Source organism: Roseivirga sp. 4D4 (assembly GCF_001747095.1).
In the GTDB taxonomy this organism is placed as follows: Bacteria; Bacteroidota; Bacteroidia; order Cytophagales; family Cyclobacteriaceae; genus Roseivirga.
Map to the genome: position 1 here is coordinate 4,470,126 of NZ_MDGP01000001.1, position 13,575 is coordinate 4,483,700.

The 13,575-nt window shown below is 42.2% G+C and carries 15 protein-coding genes; 9 read left to right on the forward strand and 6 right to left on the reverse strand.

Features of this window, described 5'->3' with window-relative positions; genetic code table 11:
- Positions 1–154: 154 nt before the first annotated feature.
- From BFP97_RS19680 to BFP97_RS19695, 4 genes are read left to right on the forward strand one after another with little or no spacing between them, the layout of a single operon-like run.
- Positions 155–1,066 carry a WD40 repeat domain-containing protein gene (locus BFP97_RS19680; RefSeq protein WP_069844052.1) on the forward strand — a complete coding sequence of 304 codons (912 nt, stop codon included), beginning with the start codon at positions 155–157 and terminating at the stop codon, positions 1,064–1,066.
- 12 nt (positions 1,067–1,078) lie between these two features.
- Positions 1,079–1,981, forward strand: a complete 903-nt coding sequence (locus BFP97_RS19685) for a DivIVA domain-containing protein (RefSeq protein WP_069844053.1) — start codon at positions 1,079–1,081, stop codon at positions 1,979–1,981.
- A 1-nt stretch (position 1,982) separates the two neighbouring features.
- Positions 1,983–2,345: a dihydroneopterin aldolase gene (gene folB / locus BFP97_RS19690; RefSeq protein WP_069844054.1), complete on the forward strand. Its 363-nt coding sequence runs from the start codon at positions 1,983–1,985 to the stop codon at positions 2,343–2,345.
- 22 nt (positions 2,346–2,367) lie between these two features.
- Positions 2,368–4,260 (forward strand): AAA domain-containing protein, encoded by a 1,893-nt coding sequence (locus BFP97_RS19695; RefSeq protein WP_069844055.1) that lies wholly within the window; start codon positions 2,368–2,370, stop codon positions 4,258–4,260.
- Between the two features lies 1 nt (position 4,261).
- On the opposite strand, the gene BFP97_RS19700 is transcribed toward BFP97_RS19695, so the two are convergent.
- From BFP97_RS19700 to BFP97_RS19715, 3 genes are all read right to left on the reverse strand, one after another.
- Entirely contained in the window at positions 4,262–4,939 is a 678-nt protein-coding gene (locus BFP97_RS19700; RefSeq protein WP_069844056.1) for a hypothetical protein, read from the reverse strand.
- A 496-nt stretch (positions 4,940–5,435) separates the two neighbouring features.
- A complete protein-coding gene (locus BFP97_RS19710; RefSeq protein ID WP_069844058.1) occupies positions 5,436–5,867 on the reverse strand; it encodes a hypothetical protein in 432 nt (143 codons plus the stop codon).
- 59 nt (positions 5,868–5,926) lie between these two features.
- Entirely contained in the window at positions 5,927–6,811 is an 885-nt protein-coding gene (locus BFP97_RS19715) for a RimK family alpha-L-glutamate ligase (protein WP_069844059.1), read from the reverse strand.
- A gap of 68 nt (positions 6,812–6,879) precedes the next feature.
- Here BFP97_RS19715 and BFP97_RS19720 point away from each other — a divergent pair, with 68 nt between their 5' ends.
- Complete coding sequence (locus BFP97_RS19720; RefSeq protein ID WP_069844405.1) at positions 6,880–7,446, forward strand: aspartyl/asparaginyl beta-hydroxylase domain-containing protein; 567 nt, start codon at positions 6,880–6,882, stop codon at positions 7,444–7,446.
- A gap of 14 nt (positions 7,447–7,460) precedes the next feature.
- On the opposite strand, the gene BFP97_RS19725 is transcribed toward BFP97_RS19720, so the two are convergent.
- Positions 7,461–7,775 (reverse strand): HesB/IscA family protein, encoded by a 315-nt coding sequence (locus tag BFP97_RS19725; protein WP_069844060.1) that lies wholly within the window; start codon positions 7,773–7,775, stop codon positions 7,461–7,463.
- 106 nt (positions 7,776–7,881) lie between these two features.
- Between BFP97_RS19725 and BFP97_RS19730 the strand changes: the two genes are divergently transcribed.
- Genes BFP97_RS19730 through BFP97_RS19745 form a run of 4 tightly spaced genes read left to right on the forward strand, consistent with a single transcriptional unit; the run spans position 7,882 to position 10,115 of the window.
- Positions 7,882–8,403 (forward strand): hypothetical protein, encoded by a 522-nt coding sequence (locus tag BFP97_RS19730; protein ID WP_069844061.1) that lies wholly within the window; start codon positions 7,882–7,884, stop codon positions 8,401–8,403.
- Between the two features lie 10 nt (positions 8,404–8,413).
- Positions 8,414–8,830, forward strand: coding sequence for a YkvA family protein (locus BFP97_RS19735; RefSeq protein WP_069844062.1), 417 nt, complete (start codon positions 8,414–8,416; stop codon positions 8,828–8,830).
- 41 nt (positions 8,831–8,871) lie between these two features.
- A complete protein-coding gene (locus tag BFP97_RS19740; protein WP_069844063.1) occupies positions 8,872–9,507 on the forward strand; it encodes a thioredoxin family protein in 636 nt (211 codons plus the stop codon).
- Positions 9,465–10,115, forward strand: coding sequence for an NAD(P)H-binding protein (locus BFP97_RS19745; RefSeq protein WP_069844064.1), 651 nt, complete (start codon positions 9,465–9,467; stop codon positions 10,113–10,115). The genes BFP97_RS19740 and BFP97_RS19745 overlap by 43 nt, the downstream gene beginning before the upstream one ends.
- A 228-nt stretch (positions 10,116–10,343) precedes the next feature.
- Here BFP97_RS19745 and BFP97_RS19750 read toward each other — a convergent pair whose 3' ends face one another.
- Complete coding sequence (locus tag BFP97_RS19750) at positions 10,344–12,170, reverse strand: Xaa-Pro dipeptidyl-peptidase (RefSeq protein WP_069844065.1); 1,827 nt, start codon at positions 12,168–12,170, stop codon at positions 10,344–10,346.
- Between the two features lie 59 nt (positions 12,171–12,229).
- On the reverse strand, positions 12,230–13,408 hold the full coding sequence (locus BFP97_RS19755) for a hypothetical protein (protein ID WP_069844066.1): 1,179 nt from the start codon (positions 13,406–13,408) through the stop codon (positions 12,230–12,232).
- Positions 13,409–13,575: the final 167 nt, after the last annotated feature.

The window sequence follows — 13,575 nt, forward strand, 5'->3', positions numbered from 1 at the left end:
AAAAATATCCGGAATCTAAAAAGCTCTATTGATTAGATGCCGGATAAAATTATCCATAACTAATCTAATGGATTATTTTTCCGGCATGACCGTTCGTTTTGAACCTCAGCCGACTTAGCTTTACCGCAAATCGAAGATACTAGCTTTTTTATTCATGCCTAAAATCGAAGTCAATAAAGTAAATACCGTTGGAGGGCACTCTGACTGTGTTTATACGCTTGAACAAGGCCCAAAACCAAACGAGTTTTTCTCTTCAGGAGGGGACGGTGTGGTTGCCCTCTGGAATCTTGACGACATGGAGAATGGGCGCATGATGGCTAAAGTGCCTAGTTCTGTGTATGCGCTTTTTTATTATGCTGAAAGAAACGCACTGGTAATAGGCCAAAACTTTGATGGGATACATCTGGTCGATCTTGCTAAAAAGGAAGAGGTGGGTTCCATCAAGCTTGGTACAAGCGCCATTTTCGATATCAAGGTAATTAAGGATCGGATTTTTGCTGCCTTGGCGAATGGGGAGGTGCATGTACTCGATATTACCACGTTAGAGACCGTTCAAGTCATACAGGCATCGGAAAAAAGCGCGAGAACCATTGCTATTTCTGAAGAACTAGGCCACTTGACAGTAGGCTTTAGCGATAATTTTATCCGCATTTATAGCTTAGTAGACTTCAGTCTGATTAAGGAAATTGAAGCACATAAAATATCGGTTTTCACTGTACAATATTCTCCTGATCAGCGTTACTTAATTAGTGGAAGTCGGGACGCTCACTTAAAAATCTGGGATACACAAAAAGGTTATGAAATGCATGAGTCGATCGTGGCTCATATGTTTGCAATTAACCATTTGGTTTTTAGCCCTGATGGCAAACATTTTGTAACTTGTAGCATGGACAAGTCCATAAAGGTCTGGGATGCCGAGACTTTCCAACTCCTGAAAGTCATTGACAAGGCAAGGCATGCAGGCCACGGTACCTCGATCAACAAGGTGCTTTGGACAAACTTCAACAACCTGTTATTGTCGGCCAGTGACGACCGGAGTATATCAATCTGGGATATCAAATTTTAATTTTCGGTAAGTATGAACATTACACCGCTAGAGATAAGGCAAAAGGAATTCGAAAAAGCCTTTCGTGGTTATGACAAAGATGAGGTCAGCGCATTTTTGAACTCTCTTTCCATTGAATGGGAAAGACTCTATGACCAAAACAAAGAGCTAAAGTATAAACTCGAAGCTTCAGAAAATGAAGTAAAGAAACTACGTGAGGTGGAGAACTCCCTGTTCAAAACACTGAAAACGGCTGAAGATACTGGTGCCAATATGGTAGAGCAGGCAACCAAGACTGCCGAACTCCACATGAAAGAAACCGAGATGAGAGCTGATGCCTTGATGAGCGAAGCGAAATCACGAGCTCGGTCTATCATTGAAGATGCTGAGAACAAGTCGCGTGTCATAATTGATGACATGGAAGATGAAATCCGTCAATTAGAGCAGGTATTCCGAAGTATGAATGCCAGTAAGGACTCATTGATGTCCGATTTGAAATTACTTGCCGAAGATATACTGAATAAAATTGGAAGACATCAGGACTTTCCGAGTGATATAAAACCTCACTTAAAGAAGGCCAAGGATTTGGGCCGAGAAGTGAATGATAATACCTCACAACCTGTTGATGTTGAAAGTATTCTGGTAGAGAACGAGCACAAAGCTGCCGAGCAGAGTATTAATGAGATGGTTGATGAGACTGCTCACGAAGTGACTACGGAACCAATTGAAGAGACAGCACCAGAAGAAATGGTTGAGGCGGTAATAGAAGAGCCGAAGGAAGAATCAATTCCTGAAGTAGTTGAAGAGACTATTGAGGTAAATGAAGAACCAGAGGCTGAAATCGAAGAAACGCCACCTTCCGAAGAAGTAACCGCGGCAACAGAATCATCTGAAGAAGAGAAGCAGGAGAGCTCCTTCTTCGATAAGTTCGAATAACATGAGCAAAGACATAGTTTCACTGGAAGGCATGGAATTCTATGCCTTTCATGGTTTTTATGAGGAAGAAAGAGAGAAAGGAAACGAGTTCATTGTGGATGTTCATGTCACCACAGACTTCACTATCGCCTCTGAACATGATGACCTTGACGGCACCGTCAATTATGAAAGAATCTATGCCATTACTAAAGAGGAAATGGCGATTCCTACCAAACTCCTTGAACGTGTGGCACAAAGAATTTTAGAAAGGCTTTTCGAAGCCTTTAATGACATCTTCACTATTGAGATTTCTGTAGCCAAGAAAAACCCACCAGTTGGCGGTCAGGTAAAGCAATCTCGGATAACCATGATTCGTCACAAATAGTACTGCACACAGGTACATTCCAATGACCGAAGCCCAATCTACCATCCAGCATCTCAAGGAACTGCTCCGAATTGAGAAAGACGAAGACTATGCGCAATACCAGCGTAAGATGCTTCATACTTCAATTGAGGAAAGAAGGCAGAAGGGTGTGACATGGTATCCGGTTCAATTGATGAATCAATACATCAGCACAGGCGATCGATATACGCTTGAGTTGGATCGGACCACGCATTTAGAACAGAATCATGCTTTTCAGGTCGGTGCTATTGCCAGTGTCTTCTCAGGTCATGGTGAAGATGCTGATGCTGTTTCTGGTGTCATCAGTTATGTCAGGAATGACAAAGTTCGTATCGTGCTCAATTCTAGTGATATCCCTGATTGGATTAGAGATGGAAAACTGGGTGTGAACCTGCTCTTCGATGAGGGTGGCTATCGCGAAATGCAAAAGGCATTGAAGGAAGTGCATAGTGCTGAAACTGGACGGTTGGCTGATCTAAGAGAGATACTCTATGGCGATAAGCCAGCATCCTTTAAGAAGGGCTTCGATTTTCAGTCGGTAAATCTTAATGAGGGTCAGAATAAGGCACTGACGCAAATCTTCAATGCCAAGGATGTGGCAATAATTCATGGCCCTCCGGGTACTGGGAAAACCACCACCTTGGTCAATGCCATCAAAGAAGTGGTAAAGACGGAAAAGCAGGTTTTGGTCTGTGCTCAAAGTAATGCTGCGGTAGACCTCTTAGTAGAGAAACTCGATGGTCTTGGTATTGAAGTCTTGAGAATTGGTCACCCGGCTCGACTGACACCTGAGGTAATTGAAAATAGCCTGGATGTAAAGATATCCAAACACCCATTTTTTAAAGAATTGAAAGACATTCGGAAGCGTGCCGATGAGTACCGAAAGATGGGGCAGAAATACAAAAGAAACTTTGGGTACGAAGAACGAATGCAGCGTAAGCTGGTCATGCAAGAAGCCCGAATGCTAAAAGGCGATGCCGATCGTATCGAATCCCAAATTATGGAAGATCTGGTTGATCGAGCCCAAGTGGTGGCTTGTACCCTCGTTGGATCGACACACCGACTGATTCAAGACTGTACCTTTAAATCTGTATTTATCGATGAGGCCTCTCAGGCATTAGAGCCTGCTTGCTGGATCGCAATACGCAAAGCACACCGCGTGATTATGGCTGGGGATCATCTACAATTGCCTCCAACAATTAAGTCGCTTCAGGCAGCTAAGGATGGCCTTGCTCATACCCTATTTGAAAAGGCCATAGCCCATATTGAAGGGTCCGTAATGCTCGAAACGCAGTATCGAATGCACCCTGATATCATGAAATTCTCTGGAGATCATTTCTATGATGGAAAGCTAAAGACTGCTGAAGAAGTACTTCAAAGAGAGAAAGGTAGCGAAATAGAGCACTTTCAGTTTATTGACACCGCTGGTTGTGGTTTTCACGAAAAGGTCAATAAGGAAACTTTGAGTACTTACAATGAGGAGGAGGCAGATCTTTTGCTTAAACACTTGGCCAATAATCTTTCCTTGGAGAAATCAGTAGGTATTATTGCCCCATATAAAGCACAAATCGAGTTGCTGAAAGACCTGCTCATAAAGAATCCAGCCTTTGATGCCGTTAGAGAACAAATCTCTGTGAACACAGTGGATGCGTTTCAGGGGCAGGAGAGGGATGTAATCTATATCGGCCTGACGAGGAGCAATGAACAGAATGAGATAGGTTTCTTAAAAGAGTATCGCAGAATGAATGTAGCCATGACCCGAGCCAAAACACAGCTGGTCATTATTGGAGATTCTGCAACGCTTGGACGCGATTCCTTTTACAATTCGGTGATCGACTACGCGAATAAAGTAGGTGGATATAAAAGCGCTTTTGAGTTTTTGTATTCTTCCGAATAGACTATTTCTGTTTATGGTATAGTGTTTTGGGAATGCTTTTTCCGGCCAAAGTGAAGGAGGTATCATTGATGACCTGAAACCTGTAAGCAGAAATTTTATCTTCTATAGTGAATTCATTAGCGGGTTTTAAGTATACGCGGATCTTTGCGGAGGCGCTTTTTATCGTATCCAGTTGAATTTTGAGAGTTCTGTAACCCATGGCCCGAACAGTAAGAATATTCTCTTTTATTGGTTTGAATAGTAACATAGACAGTTTACCATTTTCATCAGTGTGTAAGATTCTTGAGGCTTTTGTTCCTTCATAATTGATATCGATCCATGCAGCTGGGAAGCTAGAGGAATCAGAACTCACAAATACTTGCAGTGATAATGATAGGAGTACAGTGCTTTTTTGATGGTCAAGGTCAATCGAATAAGCAGACAATTGAGCTGGGTCTAATTTCAAAGATTCATAATGGAAGTAAATACTGTCTTGTTCAAAACTATAGCTCCCTCCTCCTCTATAGGTTGTACCTAGGTGACCATATCCAGTGTACTTGAACCTATTGCCTTCTAAGAATTCATATGTAAAATAGGGATCGGCATATACCGGCCCATAAACCCCAAGTTCAAACTCTTGTGCATCAATATGAGCCTGGAAAAAAGTAAAAAAAAGGAATGTCCAGAAAAGTTCTTTCATTCTCTTGGAAGAAACCAATGAACATAATCACAATTATCGCATACCAGACATGTGGCTTCTGTGTCGGCCCAATCGATACCAAGTAATGTTGAAACTTGAGTGTTAAGTTGAGCTTGTCGTTCTTCAAACTCTTCATGTTGGCAAACGACACACTTCATTCGCGTTCCGTTAACTTCATATGTTCTGGTTTTATCTCTACTAAAAAATCCCATAGGTCATCTGTTAATGTTGGATTCAATGCATAATACGTAAATCTCAGAGAGAACTATAATGCCTTCGCTAAAACCTGAGTAGCCTCTAGGTGTAATCTAACTCACAACTCTGGCTCAAATGGCTCCAGTGTTACAAGAGCCATCTGGTTATTATTGGAGGTTCTGCAACGCTTGACTGTGATTCCTTTAACAATTTGGTAATCGACAGTGCAAATAAAATGCGGAGCTACAAAAGCGCTTTCGAGTTTATTTATAGCTAACCCATCTTAAACAATAAATTCTGATTAGTTACAGCTCGAAAAGACTTCATTCGAGAGATCAAGATAAAAGTCGATTTGTAGCGAATCCAAGTTGCCGAAATCGATACTCTTGGTCCTTATTTCCTGATAAAGCATACTTCTAGCTGACAAACGAAATTCAACATCTAAATTCCTCATTACCATCATTCGATAGTTTCCAATGTTGTCTGAAATCTCAGTTGTACAAGCCCATTTAATGAAACTTGCTGGCAATGGTTCTTTCTTTTGAATTGACTCTATCTTTCCGAAGATCAACACAGAATCTGACAGACTTTGGTCAGAGGATTCGTATTTATCGATGGTGTAACCGCCTTCATTGTCAGTTGGGAATAGTGTCTGTTTTTCTGGATTACAGCCGAGAGTAATTAAGGTCAAAGGTAGGGGCAGAAGGGCCTTGAAAATCTTGCTTCGATTCATTTTTCAAGTGGATTACTTTGGAAAGAAGAAGCGATATTATGAGCAAAAACCCAAGAGAACTATAGCTTTTCGGCTAAAATTCTGGCAGCTTTTGGATATAGCCTAAACCAAAGCTCTGGCTCAATCAACTCTAATTCAATAAGAGCCAATTGATCATTATTATCCCTAATTATATCCACTCGAGCATAGGTAGGTTGAGGATCACAGGCCTTCACCACCTTTTCGGCAAAAGCAATTTCTTCTTGTGACGGGTCATAGAGCTGTACCGTACCCCCAAAATCATCTTGTACACGGAAGTCACCGGGCTTAGCTACTTTCAATACTGCATGGGTAAATGTTCCACCCATAACCATCAAGGAGACTTCTCCTTTCTCTACTATATTCTTCTGAAAAGGCTGAAGCATCATGGCCTCTTTCGCGATCAGTTCCTGTAAGATTGCCTCATGATCATTGAGGTTGTCGGCATTGAGTTTATAGGTATGTCGTGCTGCTCCAGAGATACAGGGCTTTAGAATACAATCTTTCCATCCAGTTTCGCTGGTGAGTTGGGCCAAGCTAGTTTCTTCCCCAATTTCAATATATCGGGTAGGAGGGATATTGATTCCTTGTTTTTCGAGATCACCCAAGTAGTGTTTATCCATATTCCATTCGATCAGCTCGTAGGAGTTGATCATTTGGGTAAGTTTGCTGGTATGGGCTAACCATGATTTCCATTCTTCGAAACGATCGAAGTAATCCCAGGTGGTTCGGAAGATGATCGCTTTGGTATTGGACCAGTCGAATTCCGGATCGGACCAACTTTTTCGTGATACCCTATACCCCTTTGCTTGAAGGGCTTCCATAACTAAACGATCTTCATCAAGAACATTTTGTATATACTGATCGATTTGACCAGGTGAAACGTGGTGATCGTCCGTGAGAACTACAAAGTCATAAAGGTACATGGAGTCATTTTTCTCAAATATATAGCTAGTGATTTATGTATTTCAATCTTGCCTCAATATCTTACTCTATGTTCACACATGATGCCATTAGATTACCTTTTAAATTCGATCCAGTACGGCTCAAAAAGGATATGATTGACCTGCAGAAAGTTTCTTGGATTGATCATTTTGTCACCCAAAACTACGAGGGCAATTGGTCGGTGATTCCATTGACCGCCCAAAGAGGTAGGGACCACCCTGTTTTGATGGCTTCTGCTGTTCCAGATAATGATGATTTTGTTCCAACCCCTTACCTCAAAGAATGCCCATACTATCAAGAGTTACTCGGCATATTTGAGACTAAGCTTTTATCAGTTCGGCTTATGAAGTTAACAGCAGGTTCTGAAATAAAGGAGCATCGAGACTATGATTTGGATGAAGAGGATGTAAGGCTTCATATACCGATACAGACCAATGAAGATGTTCATTTCTATGTCAACCAAAAGGAGGTATTAATGGCAGAAGGCGAATGCTGGTACCTTCGGCTGTCCGATCCGCATAGGGTGATGAATAATAGTGAGCAAGACCGGATTCATTTGGTGATGGATATGAAACTCAATGACTGGCTGACAAAGACCTTAAGCGATTCTGCCTAAGGCTTTTGGAAAAATTATTCCGATGTAACACTATTTGGGTTTACAAAAGTAAAGCCTCTCGCATCGCTTCCCTCATAAAAATCTACCTCAAGCCCTACCAGATACATAGTTTGCCTTTTTTCAATGTGCACGGTGATGCCCTGTACCTCATAAGTGAGGTCTCCTTCTTGGGGTTTATCGAAGCCTAACATAAAACCATGTCCGCCACAGCCACCACCTCCTTTGACACCAATACGTAGACCATAGCCCTCAGGTATGCTCTTATTGTTCATGATGTTTTTTACTTCCTCAACAGCCTTTTCTGTAAGGCTTACCGGTTCAATGGTCATAAGAATGAGAATTATTTCACGTTTTCAGATGTAAACTTAAATACCTATTCGAGATTCTCACTAATTTCAGTTTTTAAATGAAAAGCACCGAAGTGTATTCCGATTTATGGACTATGTAACCGAGTTTTTGAAATTATTAGTTCCAGCTGCCCTGGTCATGTATGCCATGTATCTGGTTATGCGAAATTTTTTACAGAAGCAGTTTGATAACAGGCTTCTAGATATAAAGATTAAAAACAACGAAACTGTTTTGCCCATTCGCCTGCAGGCTTATGAACGCGTGGCTTTGTTGTTGGAACGTATTTCTCCGAACAACATGCTTTTGAGGCTAAGTGATCCGTCTATCAGTGCCTATGATTTTCAACAATTGCTATTAAAAGAAATTAGGGAAGAGTTCAATCATAACCTCTCACAGCAAGTATATATTTCTGATGGCGTTTGGACGAGAGTTCGGGCTACGGTTAACGATATTGTCACGGCTGTTCAAGAGTCTTCTCAAAAAATGGATGAAAAGAAAAATGCAATCGATCTGGCGGAGGCGATTTTTGATTATATGATTAAATTGGATAGAGATCCTGTAGGGGAGACACTATCAGTTGTTAAAGAGGAAATAAGACAATTATTCTAACACCCAATACATGGCCAAGGAACCATCTGCACGAGAAAAAAAGCACTTTAACCGATTCAAAAAGAAGGCTGCCGCAATTGTCAATGACAGCGAGTCTTTGAAAAACCTTTTGGTGAAGCTAAAAGCGAAGTTAGATGATTCAGAGAAAGATGATTCTCTCCGTGAAAAACTGGTTGAATACCTGAAACTGGTCTCTCGCATGGTAACCAATACGGTGAGCGGCACCTATAAAGATATGCCTTGGCAAACTTTGGTGATGATAATTGCAGGATTACTCTACTTCATCGCACCACTAGACGCACTTCCTGATTTTATCCCAGTAGCGGGCCTGCTAGATGATGCCACTATTCTCGTGTGGCTGGGTAAATGCTTCCGCGAAGACCTGGAAAATTATAAAACTTGGGAACAAGCGAACTTTTCTGAATAACAATTATGTTAACTCAGTGTTAGAACATTGAAGATAACATTATGTCACTTTTGATTAATCAGTCCCTTATCAACAAAGCTTATACCTACGCTTCTTATCGTGAGTTTTTAGATGGTCTATTGGCCAAAGGAAAAACTACAGGAGCCAATCAGTCCGAGAGTATGATCAACTACGCTACGCTGAATCAGAAGCGCATGCGCAAGTGGGAGAAGATCGGCAAGATTACACCAGAATTAATGGGTAAACTACAGGCTGTTGATCAAAAAATGACCTGGCTTGTCATCACCGAAGGTTGGTGTGGTGATGCCGCTCAGAATTTGCCATTTCTTAATAAAATGGCAGAATTAAATCCAAACATTGACCTAAGGTTTGTCCTAAGGGATGAAAACTTGCCGCTGATCGATGCATTTTTGACCAATGGCGGCCGTTCCATTCCTAAATTGATTGCTTTGGACGATTCTTTGGAAGTTTTAGGCACTTGGGGTCCAAGACCTGAACCTATGCAGAAGGCGTTTCTTGATAACAAAGTGAGTCAGGAAAAGACAGGCAAGGAGTTTACTGAGTACTTACATTTATGGTATGCGAAAGACAAGGGGCTTACGCTTCAAAATGAATTTTTGGCTATTTTAGATGTATGGAATCAAAAACTGCAATCATTGCCGGTGCAAGCGGGCTGATTGGCCAGTCACTTACTCAAATGTTACTGAATAGCAAAGACTATGGTCAAGTCATTGCGCTAGTGAGAAAGCCACTCGGAATCCAGCACGATAAATTAAAAGAACTTACTGTCAACTTCGATCAATTGGCTGATATGGATGAATTTCCAGAGGCCGATGATATCTATTGTACACTTGGAACAACCATTAAGAATGCGGGTTCACAGGATGCATTCTATAAAGTGGATTTCACTTACCCAATGGAGTTGGCAAAGCGCGCCCTCAAAGCCGGAGCCAAACGCTTTTTTCTTGTCTCCGCCATGGGATCAAATATGAACTCTAGGAATTTCTACAGCCGTGTTAAAGGGGAGTTGGAAGATAAAATTTCGTTTCTCGACTATCGTACGATTTACATTTTCAAGCCTTCACTTCTGAGGGGCAATCGAAAAGAGAATCGTCCCGGTGAAAAGATGGCTCAGCTTTTTACGAGGATTGTTCCTTTTATCGGTCCTTGGAAAAAATACCGTCCCATCCATGCCGATAAAGTGGCTGACGCTATGATGAAAGTAGCCAAGCAAGAAGACAAAGGCTGCTATTTCTATCAGTCAGAGATTATGCAGAAGATGTAGTAGCACTTTTCCCCGTCACCCTGAACTTGTTTCAGGGTCTTAAATATTTGTGGACTTCCAAGATGCTTTATATAAGCTTGCCTGTCGACAGACGGCTAAGACTTTTTATATTGTTTTGACACTATACAAGGCCGAGATCCTGAAAAGAGCCTGCCAGTCGGTAGACAGGTTCAGTATGACGATCGATTGGTTCTCAAGGTGGCGGATGGAGCTTGGTATTTAGACCATTTACTTGGTGGCATTCTCAAACGCTGCTTTTCCTCCTACTACAGGAATTGAAATGGAAGTTCCATTAAGGTCGACCATTAGCTTTGTACCTGGTTCTGGGTGTAGAGTAAACTCACTATCACTCGAGAAGATCATAATGCCAATTTGTTGGCCAGCAGGAATGATCTGATCATCCGGCTGTAAGTCGAACTTCAGTGCAACAAACTTACCGGGGGTAAGTGGATTGCTCTTTCGAAGTGATTTACTGTTCTGAGGATCTGCCCAGCCTCTAGTGATGATATTGTCTGTGATTTTTGTGCCGTCACCTTCGTTCCAAGGTAAAGAGACCATCCATACCGATAAGTTCACTGCTGGCTTGTCACTGGCAACTTTAATGGTGATAGTAGATAAGCCGGAGAGGTGAAGATCCTCTTTCAAAATAGGTGTAACAAACAGCAGACGGTTGTCTGACGTAGTGGCCTGAGCTAATACGGCTCCAGACTTGGTATAATCGTCAGTGACTGTTTCGGTCATCTTTCCTTTGGGCTTGGAGGTGGTCAAATTGCCGACAGCTGGGGCATTACCCTCCAGATAGAGTTTTACGGGTTTGGCCTCGGGATTAGGATAATCGGCATAGGCAGTTGGTTCTGTTCTGGTATCATTCTCTCTGACGATCCATGCCTTCGGATCATTTTCGACACCATTTTCAATGCCATGTAGGTATCGCGTAAACCAACGGTTCATCATTTTCATTGGAGGTGGACCTCCATGACCATTTTGGTGGTAGTAAATCTGTGTCGGGATGCCCATTTTCTTTGCCGCTTGAGCAATGCGGTTGCTGTGCTCAGGCATTACATTCCAATCGTTAAAACCATGAGACATTAGCAAAGCGGCCTTCATGGGCTTCATGTCATTGAGATAATCTCGTCCTGCCCAAAAGTCATTATAGTCGCCTGTAATGCGATCCATATTGTTGGCCATTTCGGTATCTCTGACAGTCTTATTGTTATAAGGCCTTTTGTCTTCTGCACCGGAATGAATGAAGTCGTACAGTACGTCAATGTCTTCTCCCAAATAGCCACCAGGGCTTCTTACCAATCCATTCGAGCGGTAATAGTGGTAATAAGAGGTGTTTGGGGCAATTGGGATGATCGCCTTTAGCGCATCCACACCTGTAGTGGCAGCGGCTAGGGGTATGGTTCCGTTATAAGAAGTACCTGTCATTCCTACATTACCGGTCGACCAAAAAGCTTCGACTTTTTCATCACCATCAGGAGTAGTATAGCCGTTGTCTTTTCCAGCTAGCCATTCAATCACCGCCTTAGGTGCCAATGATTCATTGTCGCCTCCTACAGTCGGTGCACCTTGTGACAAACCTGTTCCAGGAGAAGAAGAATGTACAACGATATATCCCCTAGGTACCCACCTACTGATTTGTGAATTAGAGATGATGGGTCTTTGACCTCTTCTTTGAACCTCTACATGGTTTCTCGGAGGAGGAGTAGCACCAATTTCATGTTTAACATTCCAAAACAAGCCAGGTGCGTTACCGGCAGTTCCTGCATAGTAAGGGCTTGACTCATAAACAACAGGCAGCTTTAATCCTTCGGTTTCTGTCTGCATGGGCCTTGTCACAGCCACGTGTACACGATCTATTTTACCATCACCATCCGTGTCGAATTCTGTTTCTACCCAGAGGTCATGACGAATCCAATCAGCCGAATTGCTGAAGGCTTCTACAATCTGCGCTTCACCATCTTTAAAGACAGGCACAGCAGTTGACTGGGCTATGGCAGTTAATGAAACACAGAACAAAATGATTAAAGAGAGAAAAGCCGGACGCTTCATAAGGTCTAATTAAGGTTGATACTTAAAGCGCCTAATTTAAGAAAGAATAGTCTTTCAATTCACTTCATCACACTTAACCTCATCACTCTATTTAAGATAAAGGCTACTATTAATGTATACGCTAGTATGATCAGGACTATACTTGATTCGGCAAATTCAGGATACCAGCTTTGCCAAACCTCCCATTCAAAGGCAGGGTTTGGAATGCTTTTGTAAAGCATCGTTAATGGCAACGATAATATGCCTAGGGTTAGAAGGTGCTTGGTGTTGAGTTCTCTTAGTTCATAGATGATCCAGGTGGCAATAAATGGAAATCCCAAATAGATAATGCGTGTCATGTCACCTCCGGCTAAAATGCCAAATGCCAAATAGGTCAGGCTGAAAATGAGCAGGAGGTTTCGCCTATTATCGTATCGATGGCTTTTAGCATATTGGCCAAAAGTTAGAAAGAGAGCCGGGCCAAAGGCCATGGCCATAGCCGCCAACCATCGAACAATTTCGAAAGGATTTAAAATGGCTTCCTTGGCATGGAAACCTATTGTAATGAAAGCGCCTTTTCCGGATTCAATAGGAAGAAAGTTTCCGGTGATAAGAGATTGTGTTACCACAGCCAATACTAAAGATGCGGCAATCAGCGGGAGGTCGTAATAACCTTCTTGCGACTTTCTATCGTGATACCATGCATAAAGCAACAATACGATCATCAGGGCAATGAAGGATTCCTTTTGGGCTGTGGCGAGCGGTGCCAGCCAAAGAAGGTGAACGAACTTTCGCTTCAGAATGAGCCAAACGAAAAGAGCTTGAAAGCAATACAGCGGTACGTCCACGGTGATTGGGTCAAATGCATTAAGTCTAATCAGACCTGTCCAATGAAAAAGCAGCCAGATGAAGCCTGCAATAAACCATTTGATCTCAAAGCCTAACTGTCTCCAAAGCATAAAGGTGATCCAAACCGCGAGAAGAGAAAAGATCAGATTAACGATTTGAAAATCGAACAAGATGTCTCCCGAGTTGATAAGAGCGGCTAAAGCCGGAACTAGAATGCGCTGATGGAATGGAAAAGCAACTTGATATTCGGATTGCGTACCAGTGAAGTATTCGTAGATATTTCTGTAGTCATTGCCGTCAAATTCTGAGGCCAAATCATAGCTGATCGGTTCTTGCAATTGCTGGTATCCGAAGAAGCAGGCGATAGTAATTCCTAAAAAAATATACAGCCAATAGAGCCGAATGCGCATGAAGTGAAAATATGCAATTAATACCAAATGGAACATACTATGATGCTGCCTTTCTGCCAATTTCTCCCTGAAAGGCGTTGAGAATACTCGATGTAGCGATGCTATATCTGCGTTTCTCGCCTTTTTCAGAAAGAAATGGCCAACGAAATTCTCACATCATTCTACAT